A 15,808-nucleotide genomic window follows, 5' to 3' on the forward strand; every position below is an offset into this window, starting at 1 on the left:
ATGGCTGAAGATCTCTACCGGGTGCAAAGCGTGGGACGAGCGCTGGATATCGTCGACAAGATCGCGGTTTCGGGGCGGGAGGGCGCGCGTCTCACCGACCTTGCGCGGGATGTCGGCATCACGAAAGCGGCGGCCTATGCCATTCTGCAGACGCTGAAGGCACGCGGCATCGTAACGGATGTGGGCGAGGGGATGACGCGGCGCTATCTGCTCGGCCTGGCCCTGGTGCGCCTTGGGGATCTCGCCATCAGCGGAACGGGGATCGCCGACGTTGCCATGCCGGTGCTGCGCCAGCTGACGCAGTCGATAGGCATCACCTCGCGCGTTGCCATCTGGGACGAGGATGCGGCCGTGGTGATCGGCAGGGCTGACGCACCCGATGCCATTCGCTTCGAAGCAGCCCTTGGCCGGCGCGAACGGCCGCATTGTTCGGCAGTCGGCAAAATCTTTCTTGCGGCCATGGCGCGCGAAGATGCGGTGACCATTCTGGAGCGTGTCGGATACCCCGCGCGGACCGCCAAGACACTCAGCTCGATACCGGCATTGAGCGCCGCGCTCGATCTCGTGACCGAGCGGCATTATGCGATTGATGACGAGGAAGATCACGAAGGCGTGGTCTGCGTCGCTGCCGGTGTCTTCGGACATGATGGAGCTGCTGTGGGGGCGATCAGCGTGACGACTTTGAAACAGCTGCTGCCGGATGCCGCGGTACCGGCGATGGCGCGATCGCTCATCGAACATGCCGACCGCATTGCCGCGGCACTGGGCGGCCTGCCGTCCGCCACGGCCTGGCGCATGAAATCACGGGCAGGCACAGCAAAACCATGAATGTTTCCATGAGCGATGCCGCGCTTTCCGCGCGTTACGATTTCGCGGTTTCTTTGGCGCAGCAGGCTGGTGCGGTTGCCATGCGCCACTTCCGCGGGTCTGACGGTCTCGGCATTATCGAGAAGGGGCCGCAGGACCTGGTCACCGCAGCGGATCACGCAATCGATGCTCTCATCCGCAATGCGATCCAGAGCCGATTTCCGGATGATGGCATTCTGACCGAGGAGTCCGGCGGAGACATCAGCGCGCAGGTGTGGGTTGTCGATCCTATCGACGGCACGGGAAATTTTGCCCGCGGCATCGCCGGTTTTGCCATCTCGATTGCTTTCAGCCTCAATGGCGATACGCGGATTGGCGTGGTGTTTGATCCCGTGGCTGAGGAATTGTTTGTTGCGCGCCGTGGCCATGGGGCGTTCTGCAATGGCGAGCGCATGCGGGTGAGCACAACCGCGACGATGGGACGGGCAGCGGTTGAAGCGGGCTATTCCAGAAGGACATCGTCACGCGACTATCTGGCCTTGATGGCGCGTTTGCTCGATGCGGGGTGCGAGTGCGTGCAATTCGGTTCTGCGGCGCGCGGCCTGGCTCAGGTCGCCGCAGGGCGCATTGACGGCTATGTCGAGGCGCATCTCTTTGCCTGGGATGTACTTGCCGGTTTGCTGCTTGTCGAAGAAGCCGGCGGGTATGCCGATCCTTTTCCCCTTGAAGGCGATGGGCAGAAGGGGCTGCCGGTCCGTGCCTGTACACGCGGGCTTGCGAGGCAGTTGCAGGAAGCCATGAATGGCGCCAGCGACCGCTTGGACAAAATGTCGTAGACGAAATCGTCAAAACATCTTCAATATCATTTTGAAAATGCTGCGCATCCGGTTGATTTACTATGGGCGGAATCGCCGCGTGAGCGGCGCTGATCGACCCATGTGATTTCAATGGGATTCTGCTAGGGATTGGGAGTTTGCTTCATTTGCAAGATGGTTCATAGGAGCGGGTAACATTGGCCGCGGAATTGCGCATCTGGCGCTCAAACATTATTGGACAAGCTGAGGAGTCTCCTATGTCCCGAAACACCTATTATGCACCCCAAGGCGGACATCCCTCGCAAAGCCAGTTGCTGACGGGCCGTGCCGTATTCACCGAGGCCTATGCCGTCCTGCCGAAGGGGGTGATGCAGGATATCGTCACCAGTGTTCTGCCGTTCTGGGACAAGACCCGATGCTGGGTTCTGGCACGACCATTGTCCGGCTTTGCGGAAACCTTCTCGCAGTACATCATGGAAGTCGCACCCGGCGGCGGCAGCGCACGCCCGGAGCTGGACCCGGACGCGGAAGGGGTGCTGTTCATCGTCGAGGGCGCGCTACAGCTGACGCTTGCCGGCAAGACCCACACCATGCAGCCGGGCGGATATGCGTTTATCCCGCCTGCAACCGATTGGTCCGTTGTGAATACAACGGATACGTTCGTGCGTTTTCACTGGATACGCAAAGCCTACGAGGCCGTCGACGGGATCGACCTGCCCACGCCGCTTGTGCTCAATGAAAACGACATTGCGCCATCGGTCATGCCGGACACGGATGGCAGATGGGCAACCACGCGCTTCGTCGATCCGGCCGATGTGCGGCACGACATGCACGTGACCATTGTCACGCTGCTGCCGGGCGCGGTTATCCCGTTTGCCGAGACGCACGTCATGGAACATGGCCTCTATGTGCTGGAAGGCAAGGCCGTCTATCGTCTCAATCAGGATTGGGTCGAGGTCGAAGCCGGCGACTTCATGTGGCTGCGCGCATTCTGCCCGCAGGCCTGCTATGCCGGTGGCCCGCAGCCTTTCCGCTACCTGCTCTACAAGGATGTCAACCGCCACATGAAACTGACGCTGCATCCCAAGCAGCGCTGAGGCAAAGGCGAATAGAATCGTGGCCGGACACCCGCAGGCGTGTCCGGTTATGGCCGGCGTGAACGGACCGCAGCTGCGGTTGTGACGATAATCAGCGTCGCCAGGCATCCCGCCAGAAACAGATATCCGACGATGGCCGTATTCACGGCAGGCACCCATCTGATGATGGCCGCCGTCGCCGCCACCACGGCACAGGTGGCCGCCGTCAGCTTGGCATCGCCGAGGAACATCTTGTAGAGTTCCGCAAACACTTCCTTCAGAATATTCATCGGGAAAGCTCCTGCCGCTTTGCGCTTAGGATATAGGACATCGCGATTCCCGTCAGCAGGAAGAGGGCGGCGAAAAGCAGCAATGTCAGGTCCTGTCCCGGCCAGGCGATACCCAGGCCTTCTCCGGTCCAGAACACGCCGAAGGAGGACAGCATGACCCCGACGCCGAACTTCATGGTGTTTTCCGGAACGCGTGACAGGGGCTTGTGGACAACGGCGCCGACCAGCAACACGAGCACGCACGCGGCCAGTGCCCCAAGCGCAGCCGGGCCGACGAGGCCGCGACCGGAGCCGACGGCGATCACGATGAACACGACTTCAAGTCCCTCGAGGAGAATGGCCTTGAATGCCGTTATGCCGGCGATCCAATCGAGCGAGGTGCCATGCGTCTGTGCCTCCTTGTCGAGATTGGCCTTTTCCGCCTGAAATGCGGCAAGCTCGTCGTGCAGGGGAACAATGCCTGCCGACCGGAGGATGGCCTTGCGCAGCCAGCCCATGCCGAACAGCAGGAGCAGAACGCCGATGACCAGTTGCAGGCCATGCAGCGGAACCTGATCGAGCAGCGGTCCCAGACCGGCGACGATGATTGCAAGGACCGCCAGGCCCGCAAGGGTGCCGGCGATGGCGGGGCGCCAGCCCCTGAGGACACCGACCGCCAAAACGATGGTGAACGCCTCGACGACCTCGACAACGGAGGCCAGGAAGGCCGCGCCGATTGCTGGTCCCGCTATGCTCCACGAGATACTGTCCATGATGATGAGTCGCTTGGTTGTATTTACTACATTACACGTGATAATGTAGTAAATACGACAAATGTCAATGGAGAACACGTTGTCCGGAGCACGTTCCATCTTTCGGCCGGTCCATGACGGCTCTCTTCCGCTGAGCCAGACGGAGCGGCGGGTCGCAACTTATTTCGCCGCAAACAGGCATCAGGTGCTGGTCATGTCCGCGATGGAACTTGCCAGGACTCTGGGTACCAGTGACGCGACCGTCATTCGCACCGCCAAGGCTCTCGGTTTCGACGGGCTTGATGCCCTGCGCCGCGCCATTGCCGATGACTTGAAGACACAGGACAACCCGGCAGAGCGGATCACCCAGACCATCAGGGAAACCGGGGGAGATCTGAAGAAGGCGTTTGAAGACACGCAAAGGGCTCACATCCAGGCTATCGAAGCAATCAGCGAGAATGTGCCGGTGGATGATTACGTTGCGCTGGTGACAAGGCTGGCCGGGGCGCGCGAGATCGTCATTTTTGGCATTGGCCCCACGAGTGCGCTTGCCGTTTACTTCGCGACCCAGCTGGCGCGGTTTGGCTTGAGGGCGCGGGCAGTGACGGCGACCGGTCTTCTGCTGGCGGATCAGCTCCTGCCGATGGAGAAGGGCGATTTGCTTTTCATTATGGCCTATGGGCGGGTCTATTCGGAACTCGACGTGCTCGTCGATCATGCGGACCGCGTGAATGCGGGAAAAATACTGGTGACGGATACGCTGGAAAGCCAGCTGGGGCCAAGAGTTGATATGACGCTCACGATCCCGCGCGGAAAGACCGATGCCTTCAGCACGCACACGGCAACGCTGGCATTCATCGAGGCGATCATCGTCGGCCTGGCGACCTTTCAGCCGAAGGCGGTGATTGAAAAGCTTGAACTTCTCAATCTGTTGCGCTCGGAGCTGGCCGGAGACGATGTCAGGCTCATGCATCGTCTCCACAAAGGCGGCAGATCAGGCAAGCACTGAGACACCGAGCAGGACAAGCCCGAAGAGAATGCGGTAGATCGCGAAAGCGGTGAAGCGGTTTGAACGTATGTAGTTGAGCAGCCATTTGACCGCGATGAATGCGGTGATGGTCGACACGACGAACGCTATGCCGAGGGCGCCCCAGTCCTCATTGCCGCCACCGGTTTTCCACTGGCCGTACAATTCATAGGCGCTGGCTGCATACATCGTCGGGATGCCCACGAGAAATGCAAACTCGGTTGCCGCTGCGCGGTTGCTGGTTCCGGCCAGCATGGCAATGAAAATGGTGGCGGCCGACCGGGAGGTGCCGGGGAATATGCCGGCCACGATCTGTGCGATACCGACGAGAATGGCAACCAGCCACGTTACTTCAGTCCGGTCCGGCTGTTTTGCCGCAAGCCATTCGGCCACCAGCATCCACAGGCCGCCGATGATCAGCGCCCACGCGACCGGCTGCAGGGTCTCCGGCAGTTTGAAGCCCAGCTTCTTGGCGATAAGCCCCAAAGCGGCGGTTATCAGAAATGCCAGAAGCAGCTTGCCGACATAGGCTCGGTTTTCCGGCAGATGGAGCCCGAATGCGAGGGACCATATCCGCCGCCAGTACACGATGGTCACCGCCAGTATGGCACCGGCCTGAATGACGATGTTGAAAAGGTCCGACCGTTGCCCCAGCCAATGCTCGGCGATCAGAAGATGGCCGGTGCTGGAAATCGGGAGGAACTCCGTGATGCCTTCAATAATTCCCAGGATGACCGAATTGAGAATATCCATTTTGCGCGCCTAGAACTGAGGGGTTACGAATCGGGGAAGCCAAGCCAAGGTTCGAGTTTTTCGAACGTGATGTCCATCGCATAGGCAGGGTTGCCCCAAACCGAGAAATGACCGAACAGCGGAGAAAACTGCGATTCCGCGTGTTCTTCGCCACCGTGCGCGATTGCCGCGATGTAAAGGGCCGCGGCCAGCCCGGTCCGGTCGGCCCCGCCTTCGCAATGGATCAGCACCGGCTTTTCGGCCTGCTTCATCACGGCGAGCAAAGCTGCGGCGTCATCCTGCGAGAGGATTTCCCGCGACGACATGCGGAAGTCGACATGCTTGACCCCAAGATCCCGGGCGGCGAGCACTTCCTTGTCATACCAGCCCGTGCCGGTATTTTCACCGCGCAGATTGATGATGGTCTTGATGCCATAGGTCTTCTTGTAGAACGCGATCTGCGACGGTGTCGGCTGAGCCGACCGGTAAAGTTCGCCGGGGATTGTCGTATGGAAATTACCCTGCCACCGCATGGTGCCGTAATAGCCGCCGACGCCCAGCACTGCGACAAGCAGCACCGCGCCGCTGCCTTTGAGAAGTTTTCGCCAACTGCCGCGACGAGCCGAATGCGTGTGCTGCTTCATTGGCCGTTGTTCTCCGCAGATGGGTTTGACATGAATGATTGTTTCGCGCGGGCCGTAGTCGCAGCCAGATCAGGGCGGTTGTAAGGCGGAACAACCGGGAACGACAATTTTACCCGCAGCCCCGGAGCATTGTCTTGCAACGCAATACTCGCCTGGTGGAGGTCGAGAATAGCCTTGACCAGACTCAAACCCAGCCCCGTGCCGGGTGTCGTCCGGCTTTTATCGAGACGGTAAAGCCGTTGGAAGACCTTGTCGCGTTCTTCAACAGGGATTCCCGGGCCATTATCGGCAACGTCGACATTGATCGCGGCGTTCGAACGGGTTGCGTTGATCCAGATTTTCGCCCCCTCCGGGCTGTGGCGTATCGAATTCTCAACCAGATTGGCGAAGAGCTGAATAAGCAGCTCGCGGTCGCCCGTCATCGTAAATGCAACATTCGGTTCGAGCGATAGCCGCAATTGCTGTTTTCGATCATCGGCTACATCAGCGTAAACCTCCATGATCGTTTCAAGGCATTCCCGCAGGTCGATCCCGGAAAACCGCGACCGCCGCGATCCGGCCTCGATCTGCGCGATGCGCAGGAGGGCATCAAATGTCGCGTTGATGTGATGGCTTTCGTCCTGCGCCCGCTTGAGATCGGCGACAATCGACGACCCCCGGCCCGCCCTGTCGATGGCCTGGCTGATGGTCAGGGACAATCTGTTGAGGGGTGTCTTGAGATCGTGGGCAATGTCGGTGCTGACCTGGCGCATGCCTTCCACCAGCGAACTGACCCGGCCGAGGGCCTGGTTGACCTGCTCCGAAAGGCGGTCGATATCGTCGCCGTTCCCAACCAGCGGAATGCGCACGTCGAGCTTGCCGGAGCCGACCTTGCGCATGGTCGAAGCAACCGTTTCCAGGCGCTTCTGCACGCGCGACGCTAGAAAAACACCGCCCGCCGCGGCAAGGATCAAAACCATGACGCTGGCCCAGGCAAAACTGATGAAAACGATCCGCAGAAATTCTTCGTTTTCCCTGAAACTCATTCCGACAATCAGTGGTTGCTTGTCCACCTGGCCGGAATAGACGCGATAGGGCTCGTCATTGGCCAAGCCCAGCCGCATCCCCTCAACCGTCGACCAGCCGGAAGGCACCTCCGCCTTCTCTATGTTGCCTGCCAGGCGTTGCCCGTCCTTCGACGACAACAGGAAGACACGGCCGAGGCCCGAAGAAGACAGGACGTGGCTGGTGACCGTCTCGGACAGTTCGGAGGCATCGCCCTCTCCGTAGGAGGCGGTCAGTATCGCATAGGTATCCTGGATGGTCTGGTCCAGATGGTCGGCAAGCTCCTGTTTGAGCAGTTGAAACGTGATGAAGCCCGCCACGACAAACGACATGATGAAGAGCGTGGCAAAGATGATGGCCAGCCGGAACGGCGTGCTTTTGAGAAGGTCAATGCGGCGCATGCAGGCTGTAGCCGGTGTTTCGGATGGTGTGCAGCAGAGGAAACGAAAACGGCTTGTCGATCTTTGCCCTGAGACGGCTGATATGCGTTTCGACAACGCTGGTCTTCGGGTCAAAGTGGAAATCCCAGACGCGCTCGAGCAGCATTGTACGGGTCAAGACCCGGCCCTCATTGCGGATGAGGACTTCCAACAGTCTGAATTCGCGCGGCTGCAAATCGATGATGTTGCCGCCGCGCTTCACGGTTCGGCGCATGAGATCAACTTCCAGATCCGCGACCGCGACAGTGTTGCTCTCGCTTTGAAAGGGCGGTCGCCGGTGCAGTGCGTTGACGCGGGCGGACAGTTCCGAAAAGGCGAACGGCTTGACCAGATAATCGTCGCCGCCCGCCTCCAATCCCTCGACCCGGTCATCCAGTCCGCCGACCGATGTGAGAAACAGGACCGGCGTCTTCACGCCAGCCACGCGCAGCGCCTTGACGATGGAGAGGCCATCAAGACTCGGAAGCATCCTGTCGACAATGAGAATATCGTATTCCGTGCCGGCTGCATGGGAAAGCGCGCTTCTGCCGTCTGAAATCACCTCGGCGATGTGTCCGGCTTCGGTAAAACCTTTGGCAATGTAGTCCGAAGTCTGCCGGTCATCCTCGATGATCAGTATGCGCATGTTCCGTCCCGAATTCGTCCGTGTTGATCGACTGTAGCATAAACCAAAAGCACATGATGTCTTGATCTGGATTCGTGTCCTCTACCATGGGGCGTACAGGTTTCTCGTCACGGCCACCTTTCCGGCACCTTACAGTTTGGTAAGAAACCGGCGCATGCCTGCGCTTACGAAATGGTAAGGGTGGGGCGAAGTGCCCGTAAGAATGGCCGTTCAAACTCTCCGGCAACGACCAAACCATGCTGGAGAGACCCAATGGATCGATATCTCGCGAAATACCCCACCCTGTTTATCGGGGCCGTGCTGTTGGTGGCCCTGCTGCTCTCGTTCCTGACCGTTCCCTCCTGAGGGAACCGCCGCACCGCCCCTTACAAACCCAAATACGGGCAGCGAACCGGAATGTGTTGCGTTCGGTTTGCCGCCCTTTCCCCCCGCCGATCATTCAATGGAGTGTCCACGATGAAGAAATATGCCCTCCCTTTGTGCCTGCTTGTGCTCTCGACCAATTTTGTTGCACCGCAGAGTTTTGCCGCCGGGCCCGCACCTTGCGAAGACATGTTGAAGGATGTCCGTGCTGCCAAGGCCACGGCGAAGCTGAACGAGGCCGACAAGGCGCAGGTCGAGCAGCTTGAAGCCAAGGGCGTCGAACGATGCAATGCGGACGACGACAAGCGCGCTGACGAATTCTTTGCGCAAGCTTTGAAATTGCTAGGCAAATAAACCGATTTTCACCGACCGGAAGGAATCCTGACAATGGATGTCACCAGGCAAGAAACGTATGGGGCGCTCAACCGCGTTCCCGAGGTCAAAGTCGATTTTTGGCTGATCAAACTGATGGCCGTAACCATGGGAGAAACCGCGGCCGACTATCTGGCGGTGAATCTGGGTCTTGGCCTGTCTGCCACTTCCCTGATCATGAGCACTGTCCTGATCCTGGCGCTGGCCCTTCAGTTCCGCCAGCGTCAATATGTTCCCTGGGTCTATTGGACAGCCGTGGTTCTCATCAGCATTGTCGGCACGCTCGTTACGGACAATCTCGTCGATAATTTCCATGTTCCGCTGGAGGTGACCACGATTGTCTTCACGCTGGCACTGATCGCCACGTTTGCGGTCTGGTATGCCTATGAAAAGACGCTCTCGATCCATTCGATTTTCACAACGCGGCGGGAAGCGTTCTATTGGCTTGCGATCCTGTTTACGTTCGCCCTGGGGACTGCGGCGGGCGATCTGGTCGCGGAAAAATTCGGCTTGGGGTTTGCCGCCACCGGGCTGATATTCGGGGCAATCATTGCACTCGTTGCCGTTGGCTACTTCGTTTTTCACCTCAATGCGGTGGTGGCGTTTTGGCTCGCCTACATCTTCACCCGCCCGCTCGGCGCATCGTTCGGTGATTTTCTCTCGCAGCCCATGGAATATGGCGGCCTGGGTTTTGGAACGATCATCACGAGCCTGATCTTCCTGGGGTGCATCATCGCCATCGTCGTCTATATGACCGTGATGTTCCGCAGCGGAAACCGCAAGGCCGCCAGCCAGGCCGCCTAGCGCCCCATTCCGCACCCGCGGACCTGACCAAGGCTTCCAGTGGATCGCTATTCCTGCTTCACTGGAAGCCTCTGCCGGGAAAGGCTGCCGGACATGCGGCGTTTGCAGATCGTAACGATGGCAAGGATTGACATCTCCACCCCGACAAGACCAACGGCTGCCCAGAACGCGGCTTGAAACGGGTCATAGTCAGACGTTCGCAGGACATATCCCAGACAGAGGAAAGGCGCGTTCCAGAGCATGCTGCCAAGCAATGTTGCGGCGCCAAAGATCTTGAAATCCAATCCCAGTATCCCAGCGGGAAGCGCGAGATAAACACGCGCTGTCGGGATGGTTTGCCCCGTCACGGTGACCCAGAAATGATTGCGCCGGTAGGCATTGGTCAGGCGGTCATAGAGTTGGGGGGACAGAAACACGAACCTGCCATACTGGCTGACCTTGCGGGCCACGCGTTCACCCCCCAATGTCCGGCCGATACCGAACCAGCAGCAGGCACCGATGGTCGATCCCAACGTGGTTGCTGCAATCGTGGCAATCAGGTTCTGCGGATCCGCGACCGTCATACCCAGCAGCATGAGCAGGACATAGGACGGAAACAGCGGGATGAATTTTTCCACAACGGCCAGACCTGTGAGGCCGATGAATCCGTAGCCCAGAAGCCATGAAACGGCGCCGAGCTCATCCATTGACGCTGTCCGGTTCCACGGCTGCGGCGCGGCGTTTGATCCGGTAAACCGATGCCGGGGGGATATTGCGCATCGTCTTGCCGACAAAGCTTTCCTCCAGCTGCAGATGATCCAGAATATACTGAGGGACAGGACAGCGCGGACCATAGGTGATCTGGTAAAATGCGCCATCCGGGCGAAGATAGCGGAAGGCGCCGCTGAGAATTCCCTTCACCTGTCGCGGCGGCATCGTCAGAACACCCAACCCGCTGACAACCGCACCGACCGTGCCAGGCTCGAACAGGTTGAAATCGCCGATCCGGGCGGCATCCATGCGCAGAATACGCGCATGCGGAAACCTTTTTCCCAGAAACCGGGCGAATTCGGTGCTGTACTCCACCAGCGTCAGCCTTGCCTCCGGTATGCCTCTCTGGAGCAGCGAACGGGTGAACGGCCCGGTTCCCGGGCCCAGCTCAAGAACCGGCCCCATATCCGCATCGATTTCTTTGGTCATCAGGGCGGAGATTCTGTTTCCCGACGGGAGTATGGCGGCGGTGCGCAGCGGATTGCGTATCCAGGAGCGAAAAAACGGGAGAAGATCAGCAATCGGCATGACGTGATCCTTTTGCGCAAAGAGTGTTGCGGCATGCCAGATGGTACGATGACCGGTGCGGTCGAATTGATTTCATTGTTTCCTCGCGTGAATTGTCGTTGACGGGGAAACGGTTGCAGCTTCTACATTGAGGCAGCGTGTCATGTCCGGGCTTGTGAACACATTTGGCGTTGCGCCGGGAAAAGCGATTTCCGATGCAAGCCAGCCTCAATGTACGCACGCTATCCTGTGTCATCTTGTTGGCGGACAGGCTTATGGGGGACTGGAATGCGGGTGTTGCTGGTTGAGGACGAGAAGGAGATGGTTGCCGCCCTGTGCAACGTCCTGACCCGTCAGAATATGATTGTCGATAGTGTCTCTACCATCGCTGCCGCGGAATTCATGCTGAGAGACAATGTGCACGACGTGCTCGTTCTCGACCGCCAGTTGCCGGACGGTGACGGACTGTCGCTGGTCCCGCGCTTGCGTGCAAACGGGCAGAACATCCCGGTTCTGGTGCTGACGGCGCGCGGCGATCTGAACGACCGTGTTGCCGGGTTGCAGAGTGGCGCCGATGACTACCTTGGCAAGCCGTTTGCCTATGAAGAGCTTCTGGCACGGGTCCGCGCCTTGCTGCGCCGGCCGTCGAGCCTCGTGCCGGAGGTGGCGAAAATCGGCCAGCTGGCGTTTGATTTCGGGCACCGCGAGGCCTGGGTCAAGGGCGAGCGCATCGACATGCCAAGGCGGGAGGTGCTTGTGCTTGAAGCCTTGATGCGGCGCATGGGGCGCATGGTGCAGCGCGCCACGCTGATGGAAGCAGTCTTCGGCATGAATGACGAAATCGATTCGAATGCGCTCGATACGCATATTTCGCGGGTCCGCCGCAAACTCACCGATGCCGGTGCAGGCGTTACCATCAACGGTGTCCGCGGTCTTGGCTATCTCCTGCGGGAGACCGCATGAAATTGTGGAGTTCGCGGTCGCTGAAATGGCGGCTCGTCAGCCGCCTGCTGCTTTTCGAAGCCGCGATCATCCTGTCGCTGCTGGTCGCCATTGTCGGTGGCCTGTGGAGTTCCGGCTATCTGATCGAGGATTATGAGGGCGGTAATCTCGATGTCCTGAAAGATGCCCTGTCCCGCAATGAAGCGGGTCAACTGGTTCTGCTGGATACGCCCGATATGGTGCAATTGCGCGGGGATGTCGCCGATCTCTGGTTCATCATCCGCGACAAATCGGGAAATGAACTGTCGCAGGGAAAGATTCCTCCTGCCTTCGCACCGACTGGCGCCATGCTCGATCATCTGGCGGATGCGCGTCTGGCCGATGAACCGGGGCGTCCAAAACGGCCCGACGCCGTCGTCAAATGGCAGGATACCGCCGCCGGGACCGTGCAGATATTCACGGGAACGCAGGGACGCATGTCGTTCAAGCGCATGATCGCCGGCGTCTCCGGCGGGATGATGACGGTCATTATCCCTCTCTTCCTGGCAATGGCCGTGGCCAGCCTCGCCATAACCCCGCTGGTCGTGCGGTTTGCATTGAAGGGGGTCAAAAGGGCTGCCGACGAAGCCGCTCAAATCGCCTACGACAAACGCGGCATGCGTTTGTCGACGGCTGAAGTTCCCGACGAGCTCGGTCCGCTCGTCAATGCGGTCAATGATGCCTTGAGCAGGCTGGACAAGGGGTATGCCTTGCATGAACGCTTTCTGGCTCAAGCGGCGCATGAACTTCGAACGCCCATTGCGATCCTCAACACGCGCGTTGCGGCATTGCCCGCGAGTGCCGAGAAGACCCAGCTCCTGCAGGACATATCAAGACTGGCCATCCTGAGCGGGCAACTCCTCGACCTGCAGCGGCTCAATCATGCGCCCGTGGCTTTCGCTCCGGTCGATCTCGTGGGTGTTGCCGGACGCGTGGTGCTTGACCTTGCGCCACTGGCCTTCGCGGCGGGGTACGAAATGTCATTCGAACCCGACGCCGGTGAAGTCATCGTGGATGGCGATCCGATGTCCATCGAGCGGGCTCTCACCAATCTGGTTCAGAACGCGATCGATCATGGCGGCGGGGCAGGCACCATTCTGGTCAAAGTGCTGCAAACGAAAGCCATTGTCGTGGCGGATGAAGGCGCAGGAATTTCGCGGGAGAAGCGCGAAGAGGTTTTCGAACCGTTCAACCGCCTGCAGCCGCAGAGCTCCGGAACGGGCCTCGGCCTGAACCTGGTCAAGGAAATCATGCAGCTTCACAACGGAGCCATCGAGATCGGCAATGGCCCCCTCAAGGGCGCCTGCTTCACGATGCGCTTTCCCAGCACGGCGGCTTGATCTTGGAAGGTTTATGGCCGCTAGAAAAATGTCTTGAACACGTCCTGGACGTTATAATCCTCATCGACGAGATACATGATGTCCCATTTGTCGAACGTCGTGCATGGATGCGAAATCCCCAGGCCGATACGGTCGCCATAGGCCAGTTTCAAGCCGGTATCAAAGCGCATGAAACAATGCTGGTCGTTGATATCGACGATTTGACATCCCTCGGGAAGGTCCCGAACGCCGGTCTCCGCATTTGCCATGAGCAGCGGTATCGGTAATCCGGCGTCGGTGCCGCAATCGCGGCGGCCCGCCGTGAGCAGGGCAAGCCCGGGTTCGGGGATGGATTGCACATAGGCCCAGATTTCCAGCGCCCGCCTCAATCCGTCTTCCTCACCGATGATGGATTTCAGCTGGTTGTGGTGGTTGTGATACAGGCTGGAATCGTGGGTCACGTAGCAGCCGCTGCGCGTGACCACGCGCATTCCCGCCTTCGCCAGCTGCTCAATGACAATGTGATAATAGGATGAGCCGCCTGCGGTGACGATGGGATCCTCTGTTCCGAACAGGTTCAATTCCCGGAACGATTGCGCAAGGGCGGCGATGTCGGCGACAAAGGCGGTCACGGCCTGTTCCTGCGCGCCGGATTTTGCCTTGATCAAGCCCTCGAACGCTTCGATGCCAGCCAGGCAGACGTCCGGCGTGGCGCGGATGTAATGCGCAAGTGCGGTGGCGATGTCGTTGGTTCGGCAGCCGGTGCGCCCGCCGCTGTATCCGCGCTCGACAAGCAATTTGACCGGCCGGGCAAGACGGTTGCGCCGTGCAGCGTCGGCGACGGCGGTGACGCCTTCGATGCTGTCGACGATCATCATGAAGTCGAGGTCCGGCGCCTTCAGCATTTCGGCAATGGCATTGAGCTCGGCTGCACCCACGGCCTGGTTGGCGAGAATGATCCTTTGCGCCCCGAACTGGCGGCAAACGCGCAACTGGTGAACCGTGGCAACCGTCAATCCCCAGGCTCCATCCGCAATCTGGCGGGCCATGATCTGCGGGCACATGGTCGTCTTGACATGGGGAGCGATCAGCGCGCCGCGATCGGAGACAAACCGCTGCATCCAGCGTGAATTGTGCGCCAGCGCATCGGCACGGATCACCGCTGCAGGAAGCGGGACATCGCCGGCGAGCACGTTCCAATGCTGTTTGCCGACATCGCTGAGCGGCATGCGCTTTCCGAATGGAAAGCCCTTGAAGCTGTCGTCCAGCATCAGCGATGCCAGTGAATCCACGTTGAAAGTCATCAGCCGGTCCCTTTGATGCCGCAAGATATCAGGCTTGCAGCCGTTGAAGTGATTGGAGTTCCTTTCGCGCGGGGGAAACGGACCCCGCGTCGAAACCGGCTTCAAGGATGGTGTCCGGCACGGGCTCGTGACAGGCAAGCGCCGCCGCCACTTTTGCCAGCGCCGGAGCGGTCTGTATGCCATAACCGCCTTGGCCGGCAAGCCAGAAAAAGTTGGCGAGCGCGGGATCGTAGCCAACGACCGGGCTTCTGTCGGCGGCAAAGGTCCGCAGGCCAGCCCATCGCCGCGATATGGAACGGACCGGCAGATCGGCCGCCTGCTGGATGCGGTCGACAGCGATGGCCACATCCATTTCGTCGGCTTGCGCGTCACAGGGTTCGCTCGGTGTTTCGTCGGCCGGGGACGCCAGCAGCTTGCCCGCTTCCGGTTTGAAGTAGAATTCCTCGTCAACGTCGAGAACGAGCGGCCAGGAGGAGACATCGATGCCGTCCGGCGCGTCCAAAATCATCGCCGTCCGGCGCAGCGGCGTCAGGCCGATCCGGGCCGCACCGGCCGCCGCCGCCACCTCATCGGCCCAGGCTCCCGCAGCATTGATGACCGTTGTGCCATGGAAAACACCATTCGAGGTCGCAACGTCCCAGCCTGTCGAGGTTCGCTTCAGCGCAAGGACGTCCGCCGACGTTGCGATGCTGGCGCCGCGGGCGCGCGCACCTTTCAAATATCCCTGATGCAGGGCGTGGACGTCGATATCCCGGGAGGTCTCGTCCAGCAGTCCGCAGGCGACATAGTCGGGACGGATGATCGATACGCGCCTGCATATATCGGCGGGTGTCATGACCGGAGAGGTTTTCCCGCTGGAGCCGAGGATATCGGCCATGGCCGCGATACCGTCGCGCTGATCGTCCCGGGCGATATAAAGGACGGAGCGGGGGCTGAGCAGTTCATTCTGGGCAAAACCCTCCGGCGGCACTTCATACATGCTGCGGCTTGCCCGGGTGAGCGCGCGGATGGCGGCATTGCCGTAGGTTTCGGAAAAGAGCGCTGCGGATCGTCCCGTGGTGTGATATCCACAATGGGACTCGCGCTCGACAAGAAGCACGGATGACTTGGCAGCCAGTTCGTAGGCTGCCGAAGCGCCGGCAATGCCACCGCCAATGATAATGAAATCGAACATGTA

18 protein-coding genes are annotated in these 15,808 nt (G+C 59.8%); 8 read left to right on the forward strand and 10 right to left on the reverse strand.

Going from position 1 to position 15,808, the window contains the following annotated elements; translation table 11 throughout:
- From ACP7B1_RS22755 to ACP7B1_RS22765, 3 genes are all read left to right on the forward strand, one after another.
- Entirely contained in the window at positions 1–828 is an 828-nt protein-coding gene (locus ACP7B1_RS22755; protein ID WP_346305885.1) for an IclR family transcriptional regulator, read from the forward strand.
- A gap of 8 nt (positions 829–836) precedes the next feature.
- Complete coding sequence (locus ACP7B1_RS22760) at positions 837–1,643, forward strand: inositol monophosphatase family protein (protein WP_346305886.1); 807 nt, start codon at positions 837–839, stop codon at positions 1,641–1,643.
- 236 nt (positions 1,644–1,879) lie between these two features.
- On the forward strand, positions 1,880–2,719 hold the full coding sequence (locus ACP7B1_RS22765; RefSeq protein WP_346305887.1) for a bifunctional allantoicase/(S)-ureidoglycine aminohydrolase: 840 nt from the start codon (positions 1,880–1,882) through the stop codon (positions 2,717–2,719).
- Positions 2,720–2,766: 47 nt separating this feature from the next.
- Here the strand turns inward: ACP7B1_RS22765 and ACP7B1_RS22770 are convergent, their stop codons facing one another.
- Together ACP7B1_RS22770 and ACP7B1_RS22775 are read right to left on the reverse strand one after the other, a co-directional pair.
- A complete protein-coding gene (locus tag ACP7B1_RS22770; RefSeq protein WP_346305888.1) occupies positions 2,767–2,988 on the reverse strand; it encodes a hypothetical protein in 222 nt (73 codons plus the stop codon).
- Entirely contained in the window at positions 2,985–3,740 is a 756-nt protein-coding gene (locus ACP7B1_RS22775; protein ID WP_346305889.1) for a hypothetical protein, read from the reverse strand. Before ACP7B1_RS22775 ends, ACP7B1_RS22770 begins: the two co-directional genes overlap by 4 nt.
- Before the next feature lie 79 nt (positions 3,741–3,819).
- Here ACP7B1_RS22775 and ACP7B1_RS22780 point away from each other — a divergent pair, with 79 nt between their 5' ends.
- On the forward strand, positions 3,820–4,728 hold the full coding sequence (locus ACP7B1_RS22780; protein WP_346305890.1) for a MurR/RpiR family transcriptional regulator: 909 nt from the start codon (positions 3,820–3,822) through the stop codon (positions 4,726–4,728).
- On the opposite strand, the gene ACP7B1_RS22785 is transcribed toward ACP7B1_RS22780, so the two are convergent.
- Genes ACP7B1_RS22785 through ACP7B1_RS22800 form a run of 4 tightly spaced genes read right to left on the reverse strand, consistent with a single transcriptional unit; the run spans position 4,714 to position 8,231 of the window.
- A complete protein-coding gene (locus ACP7B1_RS22785; RefSeq protein WP_346305891.1) occupies positions 4,714–5,499 on the reverse strand; it encodes an undecaprenyl-diphosphate phosphatase in 786 nt (261 codons plus the stop codon). The genes ACP7B1_RS22780 and ACP7B1_RS22785 overlap by 15 nt on opposite strands.
- Before the next feature lie 23 nt (positions 5,500–5,522).
- Complete coding sequence (locus tag ACP7B1_RS22790) at positions 5,523–6,122, reverse strand: tyrosine-protein phosphatase (RefSeq protein ID WP_346305892.1); 600 nt, start codon at positions 6,120–6,122, stop codon at positions 5,523–5,525.
- Entirely contained in the window at positions 6,119–7,567 is a 1,449-nt protein-coding gene (locus ACP7B1_RS22795) for a HAMP domain-containing sensor histidine kinase (protein WP_346305893.1), read from the reverse strand. Before ACP7B1_RS22795 ends, ACP7B1_RS22790 begins: the two co-directional genes overlap by 4 nt.
- Positions 7,554–8,231 carry a response regulator transcription factor gene (locus tag ACP7B1_RS22800; RefSeq protein WP_346305894.1) on the reverse strand — a complete coding sequence of 226 codons (678 nt, stop codon included), beginning with the start codon at positions 8,229–8,231 and terminating at the stop codon, positions 7,554–7,556. The genes ACP7B1_RS22795 and ACP7B1_RS22800 overlap by 14 nt, the downstream gene beginning before the upstream one ends.
- Before the next feature lie 456 nt (positions 8,232–8,687).
- On the opposite strand from ACP7B1_RS22800, the gene ACP7B1_RS22805 reads away from it, so the two are divergent.
- Positions 8,688–8,948 carry a hypothetical protein gene (locus tag ACP7B1_RS22805; protein WP_346305895.1) on the forward strand — a complete coding sequence of 87 codons (261 nt, stop codon included), beginning with the start codon at positions 8,688–8,690 and terminating at the stop codon, positions 8,946–8,948.
- 33 nt (positions 8,949–8,981) lie between these two features.
- Positions 8,982–9,770, forward strand: coding sequence for a COG4705 family protein (locus tag ACP7B1_RS22810; RefSeq protein ID WP_288194375.1), 789 nt, complete (start codon positions 8,982–8,984; stop codon positions 9,768–9,770).
- Positions 9,771–9,817: 47 nt separating this feature from the next.
- Here the strand turns inward: ACP7B1_RS22810 and ACP7B1_RS22815 are convergent, their stop codons facing one another.
- Together ACP7B1_RS22815 and ACP7B1_RS22820 are read right to left on the reverse strand one after the other, a co-directional pair.
- Positions 9,818–10,456: a DedA family protein gene (locus ACP7B1_RS22815; protein WP_346305896.1), complete on the reverse strand. Its 639-nt coding sequence runs from the start codon at positions 10,454–10,456 to the stop codon at positions 9,818–9,820.
- A complete protein-coding gene (locus ACP7B1_RS22820; RefSeq protein WP_346305897.1) occupies positions 10,449–11,048 on the reverse strand; it encodes a class I SAM-dependent methyltransferase in 600 nt (199 codons plus the stop codon). Before ACP7B1_RS22820 ends, ACP7B1_RS22815 begins: the two co-directional genes overlap by 8 nt.
- 267 nt (positions 11,049–11,315) lie before the next feature.
- On the opposite strand from ACP7B1_RS22820, the gene ACP7B1_RS22825 reads away from it, so the two are divergent.
- Both ACP7B1_RS22825 and ACP7B1_RS22830 read left to right on the forward strand, forming a co-directional pair.
- Positions 11,316–11,990, forward strand: a complete 675-nt coding sequence (locus ACP7B1_RS22825; protein ID WP_223615845.1) for a response regulator transcription factor — start codon at positions 11,316–11,318, stop codon at positions 11,988–11,990.
- Positions 11,987–13,348: a HAMP domain-containing sensor histidine kinase gene (locus ACP7B1_RS22830; protein ID WP_346305898.1), complete on the forward strand. Its 1,362-nt coding sequence runs from the start codon at positions 11,987–11,989 to the stop codon at positions 13,346–13,348. The genes ACP7B1_RS22825 and ACP7B1_RS22830 overlap by 4 nt, the downstream gene beginning before the upstream one ends.
- 20 nt (positions 13,349–13,368) lie before the next feature.
- On the opposite strand, the gene ACP7B1_RS22835 is transcribed toward ACP7B1_RS22830, so the two are convergent.
- Together ACP7B1_RS22835 and ACP7B1_RS22840 are read right to left on the reverse strand one after the other, a co-directional pair.
- Positions 13,369–14,631 carry an amino acid deaminase gene (locus ACP7B1_RS22835; protein ID WP_346305899.1) on the reverse strand — a complete coding sequence of 421 codons (1,263 nt, stop codon included), beginning with the start codon at positions 14,629–14,631 and terminating at the stop codon, positions 13,369–13,371.
- 28 nt (positions 14,632–14,659) lie between these two features.
- Positions 14,660–15,805, reverse strand: coding sequence for an FAD-binding oxidoreductase (locus ACP7B1_RS22840; RefSeq protein ID WP_346305900.1), 1,146 nt, complete (start codon positions 15,803–15,805; stop codon positions 14,660–14,662).
- Between the last annotated feature and the right edge of the window lie 3 nt (positions 15,806–15,808).

Source organism: Phyllobacterium sp. SL163, assembly GCF_049896885.1.
Taxonomy (GTDB): Bacteria; Pseudomonadota; Alphaproteobacteria; order Rhizobiales; family Rhizobiaceae; genus Phyllobacterium; species Phyllobacterium calauticae.

Excerpts from the sequence above, each read along its gene's own strand:
- ACP7B1_RS22755 (WP_346305885.1), top strand. The coding sequence starts at position 1 with ATGGCTGAAGATCTCTACCGGGTGCAAAGCGTGGGACGAGCGCTGGAT.
- ACP7B1_RS22760 (WP_346305886.1), top strand. The coding sequence starts at position 837 with ATGAGCGATGCCGCGCTTTCCGCGCGTTACGATTTCGCGGTTTCTTTG.
- ACP7B1_RS22765 (WP_346305887.1), top strand. The coding sequence starts at position 1,880 with ATGTCCCGAAACACCTATTATGCACCCCAAGGCGGACATCCCTCGCAA.
- ACP7B1_RS22770 (WP_346305888.1), bottom strand. The coding sequence starts at position 2,988 with ATGAATATTCTGAAGGAAGTGTTTGCGGAACTCTACAAGATGTTCCTC.
- ACP7B1_RS22775 (WP_346305889.1), bottom strand. The coding sequence starts at position 3,740 with ATGGACAGTATCTCGTGGAGCATAGCGGGACCAGCAATCGGCGCGGCC.
- ACP7B1_RS22785 (WP_346305891.1), bottom strand. The coding sequence starts at position 5,499 with ATGGATATTCTCAATTCGGTCATCCTGGGAATTATTGAAGGCATCACG.
- ACP7B1_RS22790 (WP_346305892.1), bottom strand. The coding sequence starts at position 6,122 with ATGAAGCAGCACACGCATTCGGCTCGTCGCGGCAGTTGGCGAAAACTT.
- ACP7B1_RS22795 (WP_346305893.1), bottom strand. The coding sequence starts at position 7,567 with ATGCGCCGCATTGACCTTCTCAAAAGCACGCCGTTCCGGCTGGCCATC.
- ACP7B1_RS22800 (WP_346305894.1), bottom strand. The coding sequence starts at position 8,231 with ATGCGCATACTGATCATCGAGGATGACCGGCAGACTTCGGACTACATT.
- ACP7B1_RS22805 (WP_346305895.1), top strand. The coding sequence starts at position 8,688 with ATGAAGAAATATGCCCTCCCTTTGTGCCTGCTTGTGCTCTCGACCAAT.
- ACP7B1_RS22810 (WP_288194375.1), top strand. The coding sequence starts at position 8,982 with ATGGATGTCACCAGGCAAGAAACGTATGGGGCGCTCAACCGCGTTCCC.
- ACP7B1_RS22815 (WP_346305896.1), bottom strand. The coding sequence starts at position 10,456 with ATGGATGAGCTCGGCGCCGTTTCATGGCTTCTGGGCTACGGATTCATC.
- ACP7B1_RS22820 (WP_346305897.1), bottom strand. The coding sequence starts at position 11,048 with ATGCCGATTGCTGATCTTCTCCCGTTTTTTCGCTCCTGGATACGCAAT.
- ACP7B1_RS22825 (WP_223615845.1), top strand. The coding sequence starts at position 11,316 with ATGCGGGTGTTGCTGGTTGAGGACGAGAAGGAGATGGTTGCCGCCCTG.
- ACP7B1_RS22830 (WP_346305898.1), top strand. The coding sequence starts at position 11,987 with ATGAAATTGTGGAGTTCGCGGTCGCTGAAATGGCGGCTCGTCAGCCGC.
- ACP7B1_RS22835 (WP_346305899.1), bottom strand. The coding sequence starts at position 14,631 with ATGACTTTCAACGTGGATTCACTGGCATCGCTGATGCTGGACGACAGC.
- ACP7B1_RS22840 (WP_346305900.1), bottom strand. The coding sequence starts at position 15,805 with ATGTTCGATTTCATTATCATTGGCGGTGGCATTGCCGGCGCTTCGGCA.